7 protein-coding genes and 2 pseudogenes are annotated in these 16310 nt (G+C 61.8%); 5 read left to right on the top strand and 4 right to left on the bottom strand.

Annotated elements, in window-relative coordinates; translation table 11 throughout:
* The first annotated feature begins 147 nt into the window (after positions 1–147).
* A complete protein-coding gene (locus HNQ66_RS08805) occupies positions 148–879 on the top strand; it encodes a helix-turn-helix domain-containing protein (RefSeq protein WP_184143167.1) in 732 nt (243 codons plus the stop codon).
* Positions 880–1015: 136 nt separating this feature from the next.
* On the opposite strand, the pseudogene HNQ66_RS23820 reads toward HNQ66_RS08805, so the two are convergent.
* Positions 1016–1312: pseudogene (locus HNQ66_RS23820) on the bottom strand (transposase); the annotation flags it as partial.
* The gene (locus HNQ66_RS08795) at positions 1197–2288 is read right to left on the bottom strand and encodes a helix-turn-helix transcriptional regulator (RefSeq protein WP_184143163.1); all 1092 of its coding nucleotides are present in this window, start codon (positions 2286–2288) and stop codon (positions 1197–1199) included. The pseudogene HNQ66_RS23820 and the gene HNQ66_RS08795, both read right to left, overlap by 116 nt.
* Before the next feature lie 483 nt (positions 2289–2771).
* On the opposite strand from HNQ66_RS08795, the gene HNQ66_RS08790 reads away from it, so the two are divergent.
* The 3 genes from HNQ66_RS08790 to HNQ66_RS08780 all read left to right on the top strand — a co-directional run bounded on the left by HNQ66_RS08790 (position 2772) and on the right by HNQ66_RS08780 (position 12953).
* Positions 2772–9731: a VCBS domain-containing protein gene (locus HNQ66_RS08790; protein WP_184143161.1), complete on the top strand. Its 6960-nt coding sequence runs from the start codon at positions 2772–2774 to the stop codon at positions 9729–9731.
* Positions 9732–9943: 212 nt separating this feature from the next.
* The gene (locus HNQ66_RS08785) at positions 9944–11620 is read left to right on the top strand and encodes a type I secretion system permease/ATPase (protein ID WP_184143159.1); all 1677 of its coding nucleotides are present in this window, start codon (positions 9944–9946) and stop codon (positions 11618–11620) included.
* Positions 11621–11630: 10 nt separating this feature from the next.
* Positions 11631–12953: an HlyD family type I secretion periplasmic adaptor subunit gene (locus tag HNQ66_RS08780; protein ID WP_184143157.1), complete on the top strand. Its 1323-nt coding sequence runs from the start codon at positions 11631–11633 to the stop codon at positions 12951–12953.
* 14 nt (positions 12954–12967) lie between these two features.
* On the opposite strand, the gene HNQ66_RS08775 is transcribed toward HNQ66_RS08780, so the two are convergent.
* Complete coding sequence (locus tag HNQ66_RS08775; protein WP_184143155.1) at positions 12968–14209, bottom strand: TolC family protein; 1242 nt, start codon at positions 14207–14209, stop codon at positions 12968–12970.
* 608 nt (positions 14210–14817) lie between these two features.
* On the opposite strand from HNQ66_RS08775, the gene HNQ66_RS23570 reads away from it, so the two are divergent.
* On the top strand, positions 14818–15888 hold the full coding sequence (locus HNQ66_RS23570) for a helix-turn-helix transcriptional regulator (RefSeq protein WP_246434238.1): 1071 nt from the start codon (positions 14818–14820) through the stop codon (positions 15886–15888).
* 9 nt (positions 15889–15897) lie between these two features.
* Here the strand turns inward: HNQ66_RS23570 and HNQ66_RS23565 are convergent.
* Positions 15898–16121, bottom strand: a pseudogene (locus HNQ66_RS23565) (carboxymuconolactone decarboxylase family protein); the annotation flags it as partial.
* Positions 16122–16310 lie beyond the last annotated feature (189 nt).

Here is a 16310-nt window from a genome sequence, read left to right as displayed (position 1 = left end):
TCAGAGGTATACATTTTAAGACAAGGACAACTCTTTTTGGCGCTTGGATGATTTTTATATATACTGTGGTCTTCTTATTTATGCTCTTCGATTGATATTTTTTGTTTTGTTGACTGATGCTATCAACTATGAGGCAAGGCTGCACCGATGCGATCCGATGATGTCGAAAAACTCAAGCATCTGAATATCCTCGAGGGCGTCAAGCAAAGCACCTTCGAGAAGATTATCGTTCCGAGCTTCCTGCAGTCTTTTCCCGCAGGGACCGTGTTGCTCGAAGAAAACAGTCCGGCTGATTTCCTTTATATCACCCTTGAAGGATTGGTGGAGATGTCTGCCTCCTCCATGAAAAACGAGACGGTGATTGAAATTCTCGGTCCGACAAGCCTGTTCATCCTGGCGGCCGTCCTCAACAACGACGTCAGTCTTCAATCCGCCAGGACGCTGACGCCTGCGAGGATCCTGATGATCCCGGCCTCGCTGATCCGCGATCTCATGGTCGAGGATTCCGATTTCATGCGTTCCGTCGTATTCGAGCTGGCCCGCGCATATCGTCGCACGGTCAAGGAACTGAAGAGGCAGAAGCTCAGGCACGGCACGCAGAGGCTCGCCAACTGGCTTTTGCGCGAGGACGACAACCAGGGCGGTTCCGGCGCGATTAAGCTTCTTTTCGAAAAGAGGGTGCTCGCCTCCTATCTCGGCATGACGCCGGAGAACCTGTCGCGCGGCTTTGCGGTGCTCGCCGACTATGGCGTGGTGTCGGACGGCAATCGCATCGAGCTTTGCGACCGCGCGACGCTGGAGCGCTTCGCCTCGCCCTCCTTCCTCATCGACGCGGCGGAACCGACATTGAGGGGCTCGTCGCAGCCGGTGGCCTCATAGCCCACCTCGTCTTCGCCGGTCAGCCAGGCGGGGCGCGGGCCAGCGGCATGCTGATGGGCGCGGATGATGGAACTATCGATCAGGTGCATGGACTGAGGCGATGTCGCCGACAGCGCCTCGAACACCCCCAGTCAGCCCCCGCCTTCGACCACCGGTTATAGCGGTTGTAGACCGTGGTGTGTGGCCCATAACGCGAGGGCAGGTCACGCCATGGCGAGCGGGGACTTTGCCGTAGAATCCGCTGCTTGCACGTTGTCCTGTGTGCGACGGGAGATGAAGTCGATGTGGGTAGCGTTCCGGGATCGCCAGCAAGATTTCTATTCGAGTGAACGGACGCTGGCGACAGCGGCGACGAAATCCGTCTGTCGCTGCATACCGGATTTCGACAGGATGGATTTGACGTGGCTTCGGACGGTTTCTGCGCTGACCGCAAGTTGCCCTGCCGTCGCAGTGACGTCGCGTCCGGCAGCGAGGGAGCGCGCAACGCGGGCTTCGGCCGGCGTGAGATCGAATAGTCCCTGGATCGTTTCGGCCGTCGGTACCCGCGAGCGATCCACAGGGGTCACAATCAGAAAAAGGGCCGCGCTCAGAAAAATATCGCGCGCGCTGCCGCGAACCGGCATCAGATGAACGATGGCGGGCGGTGCGTCCCCGGTACGCGGCAGGGGAAACGATCGGCTGGCGATGCCGCCGCCGTTGCGCGCGTTCTCAAGTGTTTCCGTCAGCAGTGCGTTGGCAGGCGCACATTCAAAGCGGACGAGATTGCGGGCCGCTATGGTCAATTGCGGTGCGAATTCTTCCAGCAACCGGTTGCCGGCAACGACCTTGCCGTCATGACGCAGCACCGCACAGGGTAGGTTCGCCATCTGCAAGGCTTCAACTGCCGCATTGATGCGCTCGAATTCCAGCCGGCTCGACATCATGGCGGCACGCGCCAAATGAGGCCGTAACTGATCGAGATAGGCGATTGCGGATCGCTCCACCGGTCCGGTGGCCTTCTTCTTTTCCACCGCAACGATGATCTTTTCACCGCTCGGTGTGCTGATGAAGGTCGAGGTGCCGAAACCGTAGCCGAGCGGCTGCATCATGCCTGTGAAGATCGGCATGGTGTTGTAATCGTGTTCGGTAAAGAAGTCGGCTTCATTGACGAAGCCGTGATGCTCGATGGAGAGCAGCTTGTCCGTCCGCGTGTTGTAGCGATACCAGCCTTCATCGATCATCTTGATCTTCATGTCTTCCAGCGACGGCGAGGCGAGCCATTTTGTGCTGGGTGCCATCGTGCTGACGAGAGACGTGCCCTGCGCGCCAGCCGCCGCTGCCATATGGTCGAGAATGGGATACCAGGTGTCAGGCAGGAATGCCGCTTCGTAGATTTGGTCGATGATGGCGGAGAGATCGGTCACGGTCATGGCCCCTTTTAGGCATGGCGCACATTATCCGGGTGAGGCTTGTCTGAAATTTACCAGGCCGGGAGAAGCCGACGGCGTTGTTCGGTTCAATTGCCTCCTTCCATGAGGCAATCCTGTACATTGCATTTCTTGCGCGTCTATTCCTGCTGATTACACAATCAAGTCTCCGCCTTTTATGGGCATCGCATGACAAGGTAGGCATGTTTCATTGTGATTCATGTGTGTGAAATCGAGAATTCATTTTCTGTCTCAAATTTATACATCTAACGTGAGCGCGGATATTCTTTGGATGAATTTACTTTCTCTCCAAGCGTTAAGGATAATAAGTTAGATTAGTTTTCCAATCCCGGACTTTGCGTGCCGTCTACCCAATTTGGGTGATGCGCGATAAAGTAGTAAAATGTTAACTTCTGCCCCATGTGTTTCCAGGTCCGTCAGGCTTCACCCGCGCTGAGGGCCGTTGCGTCGATGGGGGGATGTTGCATGTCGGTCAATTTTCTGAGTTCGCTCGAGTGGTTGTTGCACAACCTCCTGAACAGCGTCGCCATCGGCACGCGCCACGGCGACGTTCTGACCGGCCGCGACAACCGCAACGATATTTTGATCGGCGGGCGTGGCGACGACGTTCTCAAAGGCCTCGGCGGTGATGACAGGCTCTATGGCGACAGCGGTAACGATCGTCTCGAAGGCGGCGCCGGGAACGATATGCTGGATGGCGGTTCCGGCGATGACGAACTGATCGGCGGCGCTGGAAACGACACGCTCTACGGCGGTTCCGGCAATGACTATTTTGATGGGGGAGCCGGCAGCGATCGCGCGTACGGTTCTTCCGGTCGGGACGTCTTCGTCCATCGCGTCAGCGAGAACGCCGGCGCTTCGGACTTCTACGACGGTGACAGCGGCAACGATACGCTCGTCCTGCAATTGACGCGCGCCGAGTGGATGACGGGCGCGGTGCAGAGCGATATCGCGCGCTTTCTCGTCAACGCTGTCCAGCAGCCGTCCTTCTGGTTCTGCCTTCCGAATAAGTTCCAGTTCAAGGCTTTCAACCTCACGGTCGAGAGCATCGAGAATCTGAAGGTATTCGTCGACGGGGTCGAACTCGATCCGCGTGACCAGGCGGTCAAGGCCGTAAACGACAGCTACACTGTCCTTGAAAACGGCTCGGTGAGCGGCCAGGTTCTTGCGAATGACAGCGTGGCCGACCTGGTGAAGTCGGTCTCGCTGGTCAGTGGCCCGTCCGCCGGTTCGCTTACCTTCAATGCCGACGGCAGCTTTTCCTATTCGGCGGGCAATGCGTTCGATTGGCTGCGCGCGGGGCAAAGCACGACGATCAGCTTTACCTACAAGGTGGTCGATGCTGACGGTGACAGCGATACGGCGACAGCGACCATTACCGTCACCGGCACGAACGACAGCGCGACGATCCTCGGCGCCATCACGGGCTCTGTCACGGAAAATACGAACGTGACGACGGGCGGCACGCTGACCGTCTCGGATGCGGACGCGGGCGAGGCCGGCTTCCGTCCTGCGACCTCTCTTGCCGGTTCGTTCGGCAGCTTCACCTTCGACGCCGCGACCGGCGCGTGGACCTATACACTGGATAGCCGCGCCGAGGCGCTTGCCGGCGGCGAGGTCGTTACCGAGACACTGACGGTTCGGTCGCTTGATGGTACCGCGAAGTCGATCATCGTGACGGTCACCGGCACGAACGACGCGCCGGTCATCACGTCGGCTTTGCAGGAAGGCGCGGTGGTCGAGGATGCGGCCCTGATCGCGACGGGCACGGTCGCGGCCAGCGATGCGGATCTTGGCGACACGCTGACCTTCACGGGCGATGCGGCGGGCGCTTATGGCAGCTTCGTCGTCGATGCGGTGACGGGGGAATGGTCCTATACGCTGGACAACGCCACCGCTCAGGTGCTCGGCGAGGGCGAGACACGGCAGGAGACCTTCACCGTCACGGTCACCGACGAGCACGGCGCGACCGCGACGCAGATCGTCACCGTGACGGTCACGGGGGCGAACGATGGTGCAAGCATCTCCGGCGATTTTAGCGGTTCCGTCACTGAAGACGTTGCGGTAACGACGGGCGGCACGCTGGCCGTGTCGGACGCCGATATGGGAGAAGCTGGCTTCCAGGCTCCGTCATCCTTGGTTGGCGCCTATGGCAATTTCACCTTCGACCCGGCATCGGGCGACTGGAGCTACACGCTCGACACCCGCGCCCAGGCGCTGACCGACGGTCAGACCGCCACGGAAACACTGACGGTCAAATCATCAGACGGCACCGCGACGCAGACCATTACTGTGATGGTCACCGGCACGAACGATGCGCCGATCGTCGTTTTTGACCACGTCACCGGCACCGAAGACACGCCAATCATTATCGATGTGCTGCTAAACGACAGCGACCCGAACGGTCTGCCGCTTTCCATCGATCCGGCATCGGTTTCTTCGACAAACGGTACCGTCACCCTAGTCGGCAACCAAATCCACTTTCAGCCAAATGCCAATTTCTCCGGCCAAGCGGAAATCACCTACCGCGCGAGCAATGGCAGCCAGTTGTCCGACCTGGCGAGCGTGCATGTCGATGTGCAGCCTCATGCTGATCAGCCGGTTCTCAACTTCGGCCTGATGCCGGTCGTGTTTGAAGGTGCGACACTTCAGGTCGCTTATCTTTTTCCCACCGCCTCCAACATCTACGGCCCCGGACAGCCGTCCAACCCTGGCGCCATCGTCGCAGGCGATGGCATCGACTGGACCTACACGGATTACTTCACCGTTGATTTCACGGACGGGGAAATCACCTTCAGCTTTGCCGATAACAATTTCAGTGGAACGGGAACGGCGTTCTTCTCGAATGCGATATTCAACGGCCTCAGGATTCTCGATACCGGCTCGAACGATCTTTCGGCCATTGGCAACGTTTCGATCCTCTCCAGCAACATGGCCGGCTTGGATGCCTCACGAATCAGTTGGACAGAGGACGGCATCTTCATCAACTTCGAGTCGCTGCCCTACTCCAAGGGGACCGTGATCCGGCTGGGTGTCACCGGCCCGGTCCAGCAGGTTGATGGGGCGGAGGACACGGCGATCAGGCTGCCGGGCATTTCGGCCGCCGTTGCCGATCTGGACGGATCGGAAAGCCTGGCGACGCTCGCCCTTTCCAATCTGCCTGAAGGCGCCATCGTGAGCGATGGTGTGAACAGCGTCCAGATCGACGCCGATGGAAAGGTTTCCGTTCTTGGCTGGAATCTCGCGAACCTCACGGTTCTGCCGCCAGTGAACTATAACGGCGCGTTCGAGTTGTCCGTAACCGCGGTGTCGGTGGATACGGCCACACTTTCCACCGGGCAGGCCGTAGACAGCGCAACGACGACCAAGTCTTTCATGGTGGTCGTCCGTCCCGTCAATGATGCAGCCTCGATCCACGGCGCGGCAGATGCTGCGCTAACGGAGGGAGGTGACGTGACGACGGCGTCCGGCCAGCTAACGGTTGTCGATCCGGATGCCGGACAGGCTTCCTTCGCGCCAGTTTCCGATTTGCAAGGCTCCTACGGAAGCTTCACCTTTGATCCGGTATCCGGCGCATGGACTTATGCGCTCGATACCCGTGCTGAGGCGCTGAAAGGAGGCCAGACCGTCACGGAAAGGCTGACGGTCACCTCGCTCGACGGTACCGCGAGCCAGGCGATCATCGTGACGATCACCGGCACGAACGACGCACCGATGATCACATCCGGGGTGCAGGAAGGCGCGGTGGTCGAGGATGCGACCCTGATCGCTACAGGTACGGTGAAGGCCAGCGATGCCGATCTTGGAGATACGCTGACCTTCACGGGCAATGCGGCGGGAGTCTATGGCGACTTCTCCATCGATCCGGCGACGGGCAATTGGACCTTTGCGCTGAACAATGCCGTCGCGCAGGCGCTTGGCGAAGGCACGACGCAGCAGGAAACTTTCGCAGTCACCGTTGCCGATGAACATGGCGCAACGACGACGCAGAGCGTGACCGTGACCATCAGCGGCAAGAACGATGTGCCGGTGGTCTCCGGGCCGGTGCTCGGCGCGGCCGTGGAGGATGGGGCGGCGGTCGCGCTTTCCGCCCTTGCCAATGCGTCCGATATCGACGGCGACGCGCTGTCCGTCGTGCTGCCCGCCACGCTTCCCGACGGCGTCAGCTACGATGCGGCTGCGAAGAGCTTCGTCCTCGATCCGTCCCATGCGGCCTTCCAGGCGCTCGCCGAAGGCCAGACGACGACGGTGACGGTGAACTACGGCATCTCCGACGGCAGGGCGACGACTGCGGCGACGGTGAGCTGGCAGGTGACCGGCACCAGTGATGGCCTTGCGACGATCGACCTCGGTAATCTTGGTAGTCTGGGCTTCCGCATCGATGGTGCGGCGGCTGGAGATGCCAGCGGCTATTCCGTCTCCTCGGCGGGCGATGTAAACGGCGATGGCTATGATGACGTCATCGTGGGAGCTCGTTACGCTGAGTCTTCGAATACGTCCTCTGCCGGCTCTTCTTACGTCGTATTCGGCTCGGCATCCGACTTCGGCACGCTCAATCTGGCCGATCTTGGCAGCGCCGGCTTCCGCATCGAAGGCGAGATCACTGAAGGACAGAGTGGATATTCCGTTTCATCGGCTGGGGATGTGAATGGTGACGGATATAATGACATTATCGTCGGAACTTATTCAGATCCATCTCGGACAACGAAATCCCCGTCGTATGTTGTTTTTGGCAAAGGGTCCGGTTTCACCACGGTCAATCTTGCCACTCTAACCGACGCCGATGGTTTCCGCATTGAAAGCACGGCGAAGGGTGGCAAATTCGTATCTTCAGCTGGCGATGTGAACGGCGATGGTTATGACGACATCATTGTCGGAGTTGAATATAGCAACGGCACTGCCGGTTCATCTTATGTGGTGTTCGGCAAGGCATCCGGCTTCGGAACCGTTAACCTCGACAACCTTGGCAGCACCGGCTTCCGCATCGATGGTGCGGCGTGGGGTAACTACAGCGGCTATTCCGTCTCCTCGGCCGGCGATGTGAACGGCGATGGATATGATGACATCATTGTCGGTGCCTATCGCGCAAATCTGGCGGATAAGTCCGAAGCCGGTTCGTCCTATATAGTGTTCGGTAAGAGTGATGGCTTTAGTGACATCAATCTAGCCAATCTCGGTAGCGCGGGCTTCCGTGTTGACGGTGCCGCCAGCGGGGACAGAAGCGGCGTGTCCGTCTCGGCAGCTGGCGATGTGAACGGCGATGGCTATGACGACGTGATTATCGGAGCGTATACAACCAGCCCTTATGGAAGGTACTTGGCTGGGGCGTCCTATGTGGTCTATGGCGGGGCATCGCGCACGGGCACGGTCGATCTGGCCGATCTCGGCAGCGCCGGATTCCGCATCGACGGTGCAGTAGATAATGACTACAGTGGCAATTTCGTCTCGTCTGCGGGCGATGTGAACGGCGACGGCTATGACGACCTCATCGTCGGGGCTCATTCTGCCGATCCCTCCTCCGGCAAGACGGATGCCGGTTCGTCCTATGTGGTGTTCGGCGGGCCATCGCGCACGGGCACGGTCGATCTGGCCGATCTCGGCAGCGCCGGCTTCCGCATCGACGGTACGGCGGCGTATGACTACAGCGGCCGGTCCGTCTCGTCTGCGGGCGATGTGAACGGCGACGGCTATGATGACCTTATCGTCGGGGCCTTTGGTGCCGATCCTTCCGGCAAGACGGATGCCGGGTCGTCCTATGTGATCTATGGCGGAGCGTTCGGTGAGGCGACGACGCCGGTTTATCTTTATGGTGGCGGGGCGGCGGAGGTTTTGCATGGGGGGCGCGGGAATGACATTCTCTTCGGCAATGGCGGGGCTGATGTCATCAAGGCGGGGGCCGGGAACGATCGTATCGCCGTTGCGGACCTGACGTTCCAGCAGGTGGACGGGGGCACGGGGTACGATACACTCCTGCTCAACAGCGGGCCTATGGTGCTGGACCTTACGGCGCAGCGCGGCTCGTCCCTTCGCAGCATCGAGGAGATCGACTTCAGCGGATCGTCCGCCAGCAAGACGCTGCGGCTCGACCAGCAGGCGGTGTTCGACCTGACGGAAGAGCGCAGCGGCGGCATGGCGGTGCTGACGGTCCGCGGCAAATACGGCGATGTCGTCGAGTTCGACTCCGGCCTGTGGACGAGTGCCGGCCAGGTCTTCATCGGCAGCACATCCTTCAGCCGCTACGTCAACGGCGCCGCCGAAGTGCGCGTCCAGTCCGGTATCTCCACCACCGGAACGGGCGTGCTCGACCTCGCCAATCCCGGCAACGCCGGCTTCCGCATCGACGGTGCGGCGGCGGGTGACTACAGCGGCATTTCCGTCTCGTCTGCGGGCGATGTGAACGGCGACGGCTATGATGATCTCATCGTCGGTACCTATGGCGCCGATCCTTCTGGCAAGGCGGGGGCCGGTTCGTCCTATGTGGTGTTCGGCGGAGCATCGCGCACGGGCACGGTTGACCTGGCCAATCTCGGCAGCGCCGGCTTCCGCATCGACGGCGCGGCGGCGGATGACTACAGCGGCATTTCCGTCTCGTCTGCGGGCGATGTGAACGGCGACGGCTATGACGACCTCATCGTCGGGGCTCCTTATGCCGATCCCTCCTCCGGCAAGACGGATGCCGGTTCGTCCTATGTGGTGTTCGGTAAGGCCTCCGGCTTCGGCACGGTCGATCTGGCCAATCTCGGCAGCGCCGGCTTCCGCATCGACGGTGCGGCGGCCAATGACCTGAGCGGCTATTCCGTCTCGTCTGCGGGGGATGTGAACGGCGACGGCTATGACGACCTTATCGTCGGGGCCTATGGTTCCGACGCTTCCGGCAAGACGGATGCCGGTTCGTCCTATGTCATCTACGGCAATGCCTTCGGCGCATCCGCCACGCCGAAGACGCTGACGGGCACCGCAGCCTCCGAAACCCTGCATGGCGGCATCGGCGACGACGTGCTGTCCGGCGGTGACGGCGACGATCTGCTGATCGGCGGCAACGGGGCGGATCGCGTCATCGGCGGTGCGGGCAATGACCGTATCCGGCTCGGCGGCGGCAGCGATACCGTCGTCTTCACCGCCGCATCCGAGGGGATGGACCGGATCGACGATTTCGTCCGGGGCGAGGATAGCTTCGAGATTTCCGCCTCGGGCTTCGGCGGCGGGCTGGCCGCCGGCGGGAGCGTCACCGTCACGAACACCGCCGATCCCTTGTCGGCCGTGTCCGGCGGCACGAGCGGCTACTTCTTCTACGACATGAACGGGCCGGATGCCGGCTCGCTCTATTGGGACGCGAATGGCGGGTCGGCGAGCGATGCGATCAAGATCGCCGAGCTTTCCAACGTGAACCTGCTGCAGGCTTCCGACTTCAACGTCGTGGCCTGAACCTGCGCCGCGCCTCCCACCGGGGGCGCGGCATTAAGGATAAACCGGAGAAGTTGTAGCGTTAACGCCCGCCAAGCGGGAATGCTTTCTCTCCCAGTTTTCATGCAATTCCGGGCGCAGCCGTCTCGCACCCTTGCCGGAATTGCTCTCGTTGGAACGGACCGGCAATGGATGACAGCATGCAGGAAACGGGCAAAGCATCCGGGATATCCTTGAAGGGACCGGTCATCGCGCTCGCCGCCTTCAGCGCGGTGGCGAATGTGCTCATGCTGGTTTCGCCCATCTACATGACCCAGGTCTATGACCGCATCCTGCCGACGCGCAGCTTCGAGACGCTCGCGGCACTGAGCCTCATCGCGCTGGTCGCGCTGGCGGTGCTCGGTCTCGTGGAGACGGTGCGCCAGACGCTGGCGCGCAAGCTTGCCGCCCGCTACGAGCTTGCCGTCATGCCTAGGCTGATCGCGGCGGATGACGACGGCGCGCTCGGCATCGAACCGCAGGTGGCCGCCAAGGCGCAGACCGTGAAGCGGTTCCTTGCCTCTTCCGCCTTCATCAACCTGTTCGACCTGCCGTTCCTGCCGCTGTTCCTCGGCCTGATGTTCCTCGCCCATCCGCTGCTCGGCTGGGCGACGGCCGCCGGCATGGTGCTGCTCGTCGTAGTAACGCTGCTCAACGAGTGGGGCTCACGCCGGGCGGGCGAGGCGATGGCGCGGGCACAGGCCCTTGCCGCCCGCACCGGCCAGGATGCGCTCGGCGCGCGCGAGGACGTGCGGGCCATGGGCATGGGCCGGGCGATGGCGGCGCGCTGGACGCAGCACGCGCTTGCTGCGGCCGATGCCGGCGAAAGCGCCGGCCGCGTCAATGCGCGCTTCTACGGGCTGACGCGCTTCGTGCGGCAAGGACTGCAGACGGCCGTGCTCGGGCTTGGCGCTTTCCTGGTCATCCATGGCGACATGGCGGCCAGCCTCATCTTCGCGGCCTCCATCGTCTCGGCGCGCGCGCTGATGCCCATCGAGCAGGTCGTCGGCGCGTGGAAGGCGATCGCCGAAGCCCGGCGTGCCGTGCGGGACGTGCGGCAGGCGCTTGCGCTTGTGACACGCGCGGAGGCCGGGCGGACGCGGATCGACCTTCCTGTTCCGGCGGGGCATCTGGCGGCAAAGGGGTTGCGATATGCGGCTGGCAATTCGGCGGACGCGCCTGTTCTCGTCGACGATTTGAGCTTCTCCGTGCAGCCGGGGCAGATTGCGGCTGTCATCGGTCCCTCCGGGTCCGGCAAGTCGACGCTGCTGCGTCTTCTCAGCGGCGCGCTGGCGCCGTCGTCCGGTGAAGTGCGGCTCGACCGTTTCAAGCTTTCCGACTGGCCTTCGGTCCAGCGCGGCCGCGCGCTCGGCTACATGGCGCAGCAGACGATGCTTTTCGAGGGAACGGTGGCGCAGAACATCGCCCGGTTCGATGCAACGGCGACGGATGCCTCAATCATCGCGGCGGCCGAGCGGGCGCAGGCGCATGACTTCATCGCTACCCTGCCGCAGGGCTACAACACGCCGATCGGCCCCGGCGGCGTTCGCCTTTCCGGTGGGCAAGTGCAGCGCATCGCGCTGGCGCGGGCGCTGCATACCGAACCGGCCGTGCTTGTTCTCGACGAGCCCAACGCGCATCTCGACAGCACCGGGGAGGAGGCGTTGATCTGTACGCTTGCCGACCAGCGGGCAAAGGGGAGGGCGGTAGTCGTCGCCACGCACCGCACAAGCCTGCTCGCCATCGCCGATTCGGTGTACCTGATGGAGGGCGGGCGGCTGCGGCCCCTGCCGATGCAGGCCAAACCAGTCCCGGGGCGCGGGCAGGTGCTTCCGCTTGCCGGCAACGGCGTCCCGACGACGGCGGCCTGAGGAGAACGCCATGACCAGTATCGAGAGCGTAAAGACGGTTCGCCGGGTCACATCCATTCGCGGGACGCTGCTTGCGGGCGCGAGCGCGTGCGTGCTGTTTCTTGGCGGCTTTTCCGCCTGGGCCTTCAGCGTGCCGCTTTCCGGGGCGATCATCGCGCAGGGCACCGTCATAACCGACGGCAGTGTGCAGGTCGTTCGTCACGAGCGCGGCGGCGTTTTGGCCGCGCTCGCCATCCGCGAAGGCGAAGCGGTGCGCAAGGGCGCGGTGCTGGCCACGCTGACCCGTGCGGAAGACCGGGCATCCGCCGAGGAACTGAAAGCGCGCGTGGCGAGCCTGACGGTCAAGCAGGCGCGTCTTTCGGCCGAGCAGCAGGGCGAGGAGGACTTCGACGTCACGCCGGGCGACCTGCCTTCTGTCGGTGGAGACGTAGCGCCCGCCCTGTTCTTGCAGCTCGTGACCGACCAGGAGCAGGAGTTCGACTCCCGGCGCAGGCAGCTTGGCGATGCCGTTCAGGTGCTGGCGGCGCAACGCGAGGGCCTTGCAGTGCAGAGGGAAGGTATCAAAGGTGAGCTTCATGCGCTGGAGGAGCAGCGCAAAAGCCTCGGCAAAGACATCGCGCTACGGCGCGAAGGCGTGGCCAAGGGGCTCGGGCGTGAAAATGTCCTGCGGGAACTGGAACGGCAGGCGGACGGCGTGACCGGCGGTATCGCCAAGGCGGAGGCGAGTATCGCCGCTCTCAGCCACCAGATCGCCGAGACGGAGAGCCGTATCGCAGCCGAGCGTTCCGCCTTCCTGCAGAAGGTGGGTGACGAGCTGTCGAGGGTTCGCTCCGAGCGTATCGAGGCGTTGGAGGCGCTTTCCGGCAAGGCGGATGCCGTGGCGCGCATCGAGGTGCGCTCTCCGGTCGACGGCGTCGTCAACAAGCTGCACGTCAACACGGTGGGTAGCGCTGTAGAACCCTTCGCGCCGCTCTTCGAGATCGTCGCGAACGACCAGCCCCTGCTGATCGAGGCGAAGGTTTTCCCCGGCGACATCGACGATGTCTATCCGGGCCAGAAAGCGCAGACGGTACTGTCGGCCTTCAACCGCCGCCTCTACGACCCTGTCGATGCGAAGGTCACGTTCGTCGGCGCGGACGCCCGTCAGGAGCGCGCCGACCAGCCCGCCTATTACACTATCCGCCTGTCCGTCGATGAGGCCGAGCGCGCCAGGCTTCCCGAGATCCTCCCCGGCATGCCGAGCGAAGTCTATCTCGTGACGCACGAGCGGACCTTCGCCGATTATATCGCGGAACCCTTCATCCAGAGCTTCCAGCGCGCTTTCCGTCAGTAGGGGCGTAACCGGCGTCACTTCAGCGAAGCGACTTCTTCCGCGCCCGATGGCTGGGCTATGCCGAGGAAATCGGCAAGCATGCCGGTTTCGGCGGCGAGGGTCACTTCGGCGGCCAGCACATTGGCATGCGCCGTATTCATGTTCAGTTCGGCATTGGCGACGTCGCCGATCGTGCGGATTTCGTCGAAGACGGAACGTTCGCCGAGTTTGCGCTCGGACCTTATGCCATCGAGCAGCCGATTGGCCGCGCCTTGTTCGCGGCGTGCAGCCGCCAGCATCTGGCGTGCCTGGTCCAGGCGTGCGCGCGCCGTAAGCAAGGCTGCCCGCACGCCGCTGAGGGCCGCATCGCGGTCGAGGGTAGTGGCGAGCAACTCTTCGCGGCTTCCCTGGATTTCGGCGCTGCGCGCGCCGCCGGTGAAGAGTGGAACGGAAAGCTTCAGGACCGCGCTTGCTTCGTATTGGCGGTTATAGCTATTCGCGTGGCCGTCGCCGCCGGCAGAAAGATCGAGTGCCAGGTTCGGATTGTAGGCGCTCTTGGCCTGCTGGATGCGGGCCTCCGCCACGTCGATCCGCGCCGCGCGCTCGCTGAGGCGCGGGTTGTGGTCGAGCGCCAGTTGAAGGAGCGCGTTTTCATCGGATGGCAGCCGTGCGGAAAGGTTCGAGACTGCGGTCATCTTCAGGCCGTGGCCGGCGTCGAGGCGCAGCAAGGTCTCCTCGCTCTGCGCCAGTTGCAGTGCGGTCTGCTGGCGATTGACTGCAAGGCTTGCCAGTTGCCGCTCGACATCGCTCACATCGACACCCGTGGCGCCGCCGGCCTCGCGCTCGCCTTTCACGTCGCGCTGCAGCGCGCGCAGGCGCTTTTCATGGCGGGAGAGGATCGCGAGCGTTGCGCGGAAGCGCTCCGTATCAACCAGGGCCAGTGCGAGCTCATAGGTCGTCGAAAGGCTGACGTCCCGTGCATTTTCGATCGCGACACGCTTGCTGGCCTCGGCGACGGTCACGGCGCTCTCGGCACGGCCGCCCTGGTAGATCGGAACGCGAACGGTCAGTGCGTAGGAATAGGGATTGTTCGGATCATTTGCGAAAGCGGGATGGCGATCGCTGGCCCTTAGCGTGCCGGAGGCATCGAAAGAGGCCGTTGGCATATACATGGCCCGTGCCTTGCCGATATCGGCATCAGCCGCTGCAATGCGCGCTTCGGACGCCCTGACCACGGCCGCGTTGCGTATGACATCGGAAATGGCGCTCGGCGGCATCGGGACGTCGTTGGTCGCCGAACGGCGCAAAGCCTCCACACCGGTCCTGGTTGTCGAACAGACCTTCGCAGCTTCCCCGTTATCGCACTTGCCTGCCTGCGGACGCGTCGTGGAGCAACCCGCGAGCATGGTGAAACAGCAAACGGTAAGAAGAATAGTTTGCCGACGCACGGGTTCCTCCAGAAGTTACCCGTTTGTAAACCGGCATGGTTAACCGCCGGTAAAACAAGCAACCTGCGGTGCAGGAATAAAGGCATAAAACCGTCGTTGCACCGCATTTTTCTTCGGCTCGAGACAGTCGAAGCCGTCGATGGCTGTTACTGCATTTCAGTCTAAGGCGTGCCGCCTTCGGCGATCCTTCGACAAGCCAAGCTGGCCGCGGCAACGCAAGAATGGACGAAAGAGATCGACGTCTTGATCCTCGCCGATCGATCTTCCCAAGATGCAAAAGTTGCTGCGTTACACCTGTCTGAAGGTTACGTCCTTGGTACCCGGCAAAACTGATGATCTCGGCCCAACAGGCTCGGATTTAACCATTGCAACCCATAGTGATTGCTCGTGCAAGCGCATTGCGTTAATTCAGGCATTGCTTGTGTATAGGGGGCCGATTGTACCACGACCGATCAATCATCGATGAAATCTATGAGGCCGCCGTTCTGCCCGAGTTCTGGCCGAGAGTGCTGGAACGTGTTTCTGAGGCAACTGACTGTTATGGTGGGGCCCTTTTCACTTTAGGAAAGTATGGTTCGGCATCGTGTGCGACGCAAAGCTGTCAACCGCATTTGACGGCGATGATGCAGGAAGGGTGGGCTGAGCGAAACATCCGCGCGAAGCGAGTGCTTGAATTCGCGAGACAGGAATTTGTAACCGATCACGACGTCTGCTCAGAAGAGGAAATTGAGAACCATCCGATATATACGGAGTTCTTGCGTCCTCGCGGAATTGGTTGGAGCGCTGCCACGCACGTTACCGGTATCGACGACGATATCGTCATTTTCTCGATTGATCAGCTTTATGAGCGTGGCCCGATTGCGGATGAAACAAAAGCCTTCTTGAACGAGCTGCGTCCCCATATCGCCCGGGCATCGATGTTGGCAGCCCGTTTCAGGTTGGAGCGCGTGAACGGTACGCTTGAAAGCCTTTCACATCTCGGTGTGCCGGCCGTCGCCTGCGATCGCCGCGGAAGAGTTCGTCTGCACAACCGCCAGTTCGAGCGTGCCACGGAGAGCCTCGATGTCATGGCCTTCGATATCCTCCGCATAGCGGATCGCCGCGCGGACATGATGTTAAGGGATGCGTTGCAAGCCCTTCATGATCCGGGCACGCCCAAGTCGATTCCATTCGTTGCAAGCGATAACAACCCGGTGGTGCTGCACGTCATCCCCATTTCGTTGAATGCGCGGGATGTCTTCTCCGGCATGGACGCTATCGTTGTTCTGGCGCCGATAAATCTCCCCGGCCTTCCCATCAAACCGTTGCTCCAAATCCTCTATGATATCACACAGGCTGAGGCGAAGGTTGCCGAAGGACTTCTGCAAGGCCTATCGCCGAAAGACATCGCTGCAATTGGGGGAGTAGGTATAGAGACGGTGCGAACCCATGTTAAAAGCCTGCTCGCCAAAACGGGGTCCAGCCGACAAACGGAATTCATCGCGCGCCTCTCGTCCTTCAAATTGTAGCGCTCGCTCAAGTGCCGCCCGCCCGGCCTCGGTGAAGAACGGCGTGTCGCGCCAGGCGGCAACAGCGAAGATGCGTCGGTCTGTTTCACCTGCCTTCATCGGTTCCTGTGCATGCATGTCTACGCATACGCTGCACCCATTGATCTGGCTGGCCGGAGATGGACCAGCTTGATGGTGACCTCCGAAAGGCCGCTCTTTCCCGTTGCCTTGTTCAGCGCCATCAGCGCTTGCATCGCCTCGGGGATAGCGCCTGTTGGTCACATCGACCGGATTTCGTTCGTCACAGGCATGACGCGCGGCAGACTGGGAATGTGACCGATGGAGGGAGAAAAGATTCTGGCGGGGACAATTCGAGGCAACCGCGCTTATCCGAGAGCCGTCGCCTTCCGAAGGCTTGGCCCCCGCACAGAGGCGGAAGATGC

Source organism: Shinella fusca (genome assembly GCF_014203155.1).
GTDB lineage: Bacteria > Pseudomonadota > Alphaproteobacteria > Rhizobiales > Rhizobiaceae > Shinella > Shinella fusca.
This window is presented reverse-complemented; position numbering and strand designations above follow the sequence as displayed.

Coding starts and splice junctions, on each gene's coding strand:
- HNQ66_RS08805 (WP_184143167.1), top strand. CDS start 148: ATGCGATCCGATGATGTCGAAAAACTCAAGCATCTGAATATCCTCGAG.
- HNQ66_RS08795 (WP_184143163.1), bottom strand. CDS start 2,288: ATGACCGTGACCGATCTCTCCGCCATCATCGACCAAATCTACGAAGCG.
- HNQ66_RS08790 (WP_184143161.1), top strand. CDS start 2,772: ATGTCGGTCAATTTTCTGAGTTCGCTCGAGTGGTTGTTGCACAACCTC.
- HNQ66_RS08780 (WP_184143157.1), top strand. CDS start 11,631: ATGACCAGTATCGAGAGCGTAAAGACGGTTCGCCGGGTCACATCCATT.
- HNQ66_RS08775 (WP_184143155.1), bottom strand. CDS start 14,209: ATGCCGCCGAGCGCCATTTCCGATGTCATACGCAACGCGGCCGTGGTC.